Source organism: Bifidobacterium indicum, from assembly GCF_036987015.1.
Taxonomy (GTDB): Bacteria; Actinomycetota; Actinomycetes; order Actinomycetales; family Bifidobacteriaceae; genus Bombiscardovia; species Bombiscardovia indica.
Window position 1 is genome coordinate 1 of record NZ_BTXM01000011.1, and the last position, 5,686, is coordinate 5,686.

Annotated in this window: 3 rRNA genes; all 3 read right to left on the reverse strand. The window is 60.1% G+C overall.

Annotated features, from left to right (window positions below):
* Nucleotides 1–188 precede the first annotated feature (188 nt).
* Nucleotides 189–305: ribosomal RNA gene (gene rrf / locus AACP59_RS09400) — 5S ribosomal RNA — on the reverse strand.
* Nucleotides 306–477: 172 nt separating this feature from the next.
* Nucleotides 478–3,544: ribosomal RNA gene (locus AACP59_RS09405) — 23S ribosomal RNA — on the reverse strand.
* A gap of 411 nt (nt 3,545–3,955) precedes the next feature.
* A 16S ribosomal RNA gene (locus AACP59_RS09410) occupies nt 3,956–5,480 on the reverse strand.
* Together the 16S, 23S and 5S rRNA genes form the textbook arrangement of a ribosomal RNA operon.
* Nucleotides 5,481–5,686: the final 206 nt, after the last annotated feature.

The following is a 5,686-nucleotide window of genomic DNA, read 5'->3' on the forward strand; positions in this document are numbered from 1 at the left end:
TGTGGTTGTGGTCGGTCCGGTCGCTGACGTTGCGCCGGGTCGCGGCTGGGTTGACGGTGTGGGATGGGACAGGAGGTACCCCCGGCAGGGGTTGCTGTTCCCCGTGTCGGGTGATTGCGCGTGGCGGCTGGGTATGGGAAAGGGGACCACCGGGCGTTGTCCCCGGTGGTCCCCTTGCATTCGTGTTGGAGCGGCGGTGTGCTACTCTCCCACACCCTTCCGAGTGCAGTACCATTGCCGTGCTGGGTCTTAGCTTCCGGGTTCGGAATGGGACCGGGCGTCTCCCCCAGGCCATGACCGCCGCAAATCTTCGATTCTCCCCCCTTGCCTTGAAAAGGGGGGTGTGGTGCCGGTTCGGGGACCGGACGGTGGACGCGTGGTGTCTCGTTGCTGTCGATCGCCTGTGGCCATCCGTGTTCATTGCCGCAGGCAGGTACGCAGGAAGATGCTTGCCGCCACCCCGTGAACAGGGTGGGTGTTGTGTTGTCCTCGACCATTAGTGCCGGTCGGCTCCGCCCCTTGCGGGGTGTCCACGTCCGGTCTATCGACCATGTGTTCTGCATGGGGTCTTCAGGGACCGAGGTCCCATGGAATCCTTATCTTGGAGGGGGCTTCCCGCTTAGATGCTTTCAGCGGTTATCCCATCCGAACGTAGCCAACCGGCCGTGCCGCTGGCGCGACAACCGGCATACCAGAGGTTCGTCCACCCAGGTCCTCTCGTACTATGGGCAGGGCTCCTCAAGATTCCAACGAGCGCAGAGGATAGAGACCAAACTGTCTCACGACGTTCTGAACCCAGCTCGCGTGCCGCTTTAATCGGCGAACGGCCGAACCCTTGGGACCTGCTCCAGCCCCAGGATGCGACGAGCCGACATCGAGGTGCCAAACCATCCCGTCGATATGGACTCTTGGGGATGATCAGCCTGTTATCCCCGGGGTACCTTTTATCCGTTGAGCGATGCCGCGTCCGTACGCCGGCACCGGATCACTATCTCCGACTTTCGTCCCTGCTCGAGCCGTCGCTCTCACAGTCAAGCTCCCTTGTGCGATTGCACTCAACACCCGATTGCCAACCGGGCTGAGGGAACCCTTGGGCGCCTCCGTTACTCTTTGGGAGGCAACCGCCCCAGTTAAACTACCCGCCAGGCACTGTCCCTGACCAGGATGACTGGCCGAGGTTAGAGGCCAGATGAGGACAGAGCGGTATTTCACATTACGGCTCCACGGATGCTGGCGCACCCGCTTCGAAGCCTCCCGCCTATGCTACACAGTCCGCACCTAACGCCAATACCAAGGTATAGTAAAGGTCCCGGGGTCTTTTCGTCCTTCTGCGCTTAACGAGCATCTTTACTCGTACTGCAATTTCGCCGAGCTCCTGGTCGAGACAGTGGGGAAGTCGTTACGCCATTCGTGCAGGTCGGAACTTACCCGACAAGGAATTTCGCTACCTTAGGATGGTTATAGTTACCACCGCCGTTTACCGGGGCTTGAATTCACCGCTGCCCCCCCGAAGGGGATGACGGATCCTCTTAACCTTCCGGCACCGGGCAGGCGTCAGTGCATATACAGCGACTTTCGTCTTCGCATGCACCTGTGTTTTTGGTAAACAGTCGCTACCCCCTGGTCTGTGCCACCCCCCTCGGCTCCGCGCGCGAGGCGCCTCACCGCAAGGGGTCTCCCTTATACCGAAGGCACGGGAGTGATTTGCCGAGTTCCTTGACCAGGATTCGCTCGATCGCTTTGGTATACTCTACCTGACCACCAGTGTCGGTTTGGGGTACGGGCGGCGACAGCCCTCGCACCGAAGCTTTTCTCGACGGAACGGCACACCGGATTCGGGGCACAAGACCCCCCATCATCACACCTCACGCTCAATGCCGGACGGATTTGCCTGCCCGACGCGCCACATGCTTGACCACGGATAACCACCACCGCGGCCCGGCTCCCGTTCCGTGTCACTCCCGTGCTACCCGCCACGCATCCACACACCGGTCCCACACCGTCACCGGGTCCGAAGACCCCGATCAGGAGCAGGTAAGGGCATGCTTCCACGTCTTGGATTGGGCGGTCTGACGCCGGTAGGAGAATATCGACTCCTTCATCCATTCGACTACGCCTGTCGGCCTCGCCTTAGGACCCGACTCACCCGGGGACGACGAACGTGGCCCCGGAACCCTTGGTCATCCAGCGGACGGGATTGTCACCCGTCTCTCGCTACTCATGTCTGCATTCTCACTTCCACACGGTCCACGGCCGGCTCACGCCGCCGCTTCGCCCCATGCGGAACGCTCTCCTACCCAGCACAGCGAACTGCACTGCCGCGTCTTCGGTGGTGTGCTTGAGCCCCGCTACATTATCGGCGCGGAACCACTAGACCAGTGAGCTGTTACGCACTCTTTCAAGGATGGCTGCTTCTGAGCCAACCTCCTGGCTGTCTATGCGACTCCACATCCTTTCCCACTTAGCACACACTTGGGGACCTTAGACGACGATCTGGGCTGTCTCCCTCTCGACGACGGAGCTTATCCCCCGCCGACTCACTGCCGCGATACACCTCACACGTATTCGGAGTTTGGCTGCTGTCGGTACCCGATACGGGCCCTCAAGCATCCAGTAGCTCTACCCCATGGAGGCAATGACGCGACGCTGCACCGAAATGCATTTCGGAGAGAACCAGCTATCACGGAATTTGATTGGCCTTTCACCCCTAGCCCCAGGTCATCGGCCCGGTTTTCAACCCAGGTCCGTTCGGTCCTCCACGCGGTCTTACCCACGCTTCAACCTGCCCAGGGCTAGATCATCCCGCTTCGGGTCCAGGACACGCGACTGAAAACGCCTTTTAAGACTCGCTTTCGCTACGGTTGCCCCACACGGGTTAACCTCGCCACGCACCACTGACTCGCAGACTCATTTTTCGATAGGCACGCCGTCACCCCGAAAGGCTCCGACGGTTTGTAGGCACACGGTTTCAGAAACTGTTTCACTCCCCTCCCGGGGTGCTTTTCACCTTTCCCTCACGGTACTCGTACGCTATCGGTCAGACAGGAATATTCAGGCTTACCCCACGGTCGGGGCGGATTCACACGGGATTCCACGAGTCCCGCGCTACTTGGGGATAAGGATCGGCAGACGACGCGCCTTCGACTACGGGGCCATCACCCTCTACGGCCGGGAATTCAATCCCGTTCGTCTCACACGTCGTTTTATCACTGCCGCCGGGTCCGTCGGAACCCGGGCACCAAACCCCACAACACCCATGCCGCAACCCCCGACGGGTATCACACGGCACAGGTTTGGCCATCATCCGCTTTCGCTCGCCACTACTCACGGAATATCTCTTCCTGCAGGTACTGAGATGTTTCACTTCCCTGCGTACCCCCCGCACGAATGCGGTGCCAGCCCATGACGGCTGGCGGGTTCCCCCATTCGGACACCCTCGGATCAAAGCCCTGTCGGCGGCTCCCCGAGGCCTATCGCGGCCCCACACGTCCTTCATCGGTCCTGTCTGCCAAGGCATCCACCATGCGCCCTTACCGACAACACAACCACACAGGCCATGCCACGGCAACAACAACTGCGAACTGCCAGACGACAAATCATCACACTAATAGATCACAAAACGATCGACCCGGACCCCATCAGGGCCCGGACGAAACAATACCAAGCAGACGGCACACCAACAGGCGGCCATCCGCTCGCGTCCACTATCCAGTTCTCAAACCACCACCACACCACCAGGACCCGCCACGGGACGACACCCGCACAGGAACCCGATGGGCGACAGGAACACCACCCACAAGGGTGGCGGTCCGGGAACCCAACAGCGCATCCATGCCACCAGCCCAATCGACCGTTCCACGCCAGCACGCCCACACCATCCGACCAACCGGCCGGACCCATGGACACGACCCCCAACCCCGAAACAGGAGGGGGAATTTCAATGAAATCTCCGTAGAAAGGAGGTGATCCAGCCGCACCTTCCGGTACGGCTACCTTGTTACGACTTAGTCCCAATCGCGGACCTCACCTTAGACGGCTCCCCCCCTCGCGGGTTGGGCCACCGGCTTCGGGTGCTGCCCACTTTCATGACTTGACGGGCGGTGTGTACAAGGCCCGGGAACGCATTCACCGCGGCGTTGCTGATCCGCGATTACTAGCGACTCCGCCTTCACGGAGCCGGGTTGCAGGCTCCGATCCGAACTGAGACCGGTTTTGAGGGATCCGCTCCATGTCGCCATGTCGCATCCCGTTGTACCGGCCATTGTAGCATGCGTGAAGCCCTGGACGTAAGGGGCATGATGATCTGACGTCATCCCCACCTTCCTCCGGGTTAACCCCGGCGGTCCCCCGTGAGTTCCCGGCATGACCCGCTGGCAACACGAGGCGAGGGTTGCGCTCGTTGCGGGACTTGACCCAACATCTCACGACACGAGCTGACGACGACCATGCACCACCTGTGAACCGGCCCCGAAGGGAAGCCACGTCTCCGCGGCCGTCCGGCACATGTCAAGCCCAGGTAAGGTTCTTCGCGTTGCATCGAATTAATCCGCATGCTCCGCCGCTTGTGCGGGCCCCCGTCAATTTCTTTGAGTTTTAGCCTTGCGGCCGTACTCCCCAGGCGGGATGCTTAACGCGTTAGCTCCGACACGGAACTCGTGGAACGGGCCCCACATCCAGCATCCACCGTTTACGGCGTGGACTACCAGGGTATCTAATCCTGTTCGCTCCCCACGCTTTCGCTCCTCAGCGTCAGTAACGGCCCAGAGACCTGCCTTCGCCATTGGTGTTCTTCCCGATATCTACACATTCCACCGTTACACCGGGAATTCCAGTCTCCCCTACCGCACTCCAGTCCGCCCGTACCCGGCGCAGATCCACCGTTAAGCGATGGACTTTCACACCAGACGCGACGAACCGCCTACGAGCTCTTTACGCCCAATAATTCCGGATAACGCTTGCACCCTACGTATTACCGCGGCTGCTGGCACGTAGTTAGCCGGTGCTTATTCGAAAGGTACACTCACTCTCGCTTGCTCCCAATCAAAAGCGGTTTACAACCCGAAGGCCGTCATCCCGCACGCGGCGTCGCTGCATCAGGCTTTCGCCCATTGTGCAATATTCCCCACTGCTGCCTCCCGTAGGAGTCTGGGCCGTATCTCAGTCCCAATGTGGCCGGTCGCCCTCTCAGGCCGGCTACCCGTCGACGCCTTGGTAGGCCATCACCCCACCAACAAGCTGATAGGACGCGACCCCATCCCATACCGGTAAACCCTTTCCCACACCACCATGCGACGGTGCGGAACATCCGGCATTACCACCCGTTTCCAGGAGCTATTCCGGTGTATGGGGCAGGTTGGTCACGCATTACTCACCCGTTCGCCACTCTCACCACCAAGCAAGCTTGATGGATCCCGTTCGACTTGCATGTGTTAAGCACGCCGCCAGCGTTCATCCTGAGCCAGAATCAAACCCTCCACAAAAAAACAATGAAGAAGCCGAAACGACTCTCACAATACATTGACGGATCCGCTTCCATAAGGAGGAAACAGACCCACGAAAAACCCCGACACCCATTCAGCACCCTCGTGCACCCGGCAACACCGGGCGGGCATCGGACTGGCAATCAAAAAAGCTATAAAGTAGCACAAACACGCTCTTGAGTTCTCAAACCACCACCACACCAACA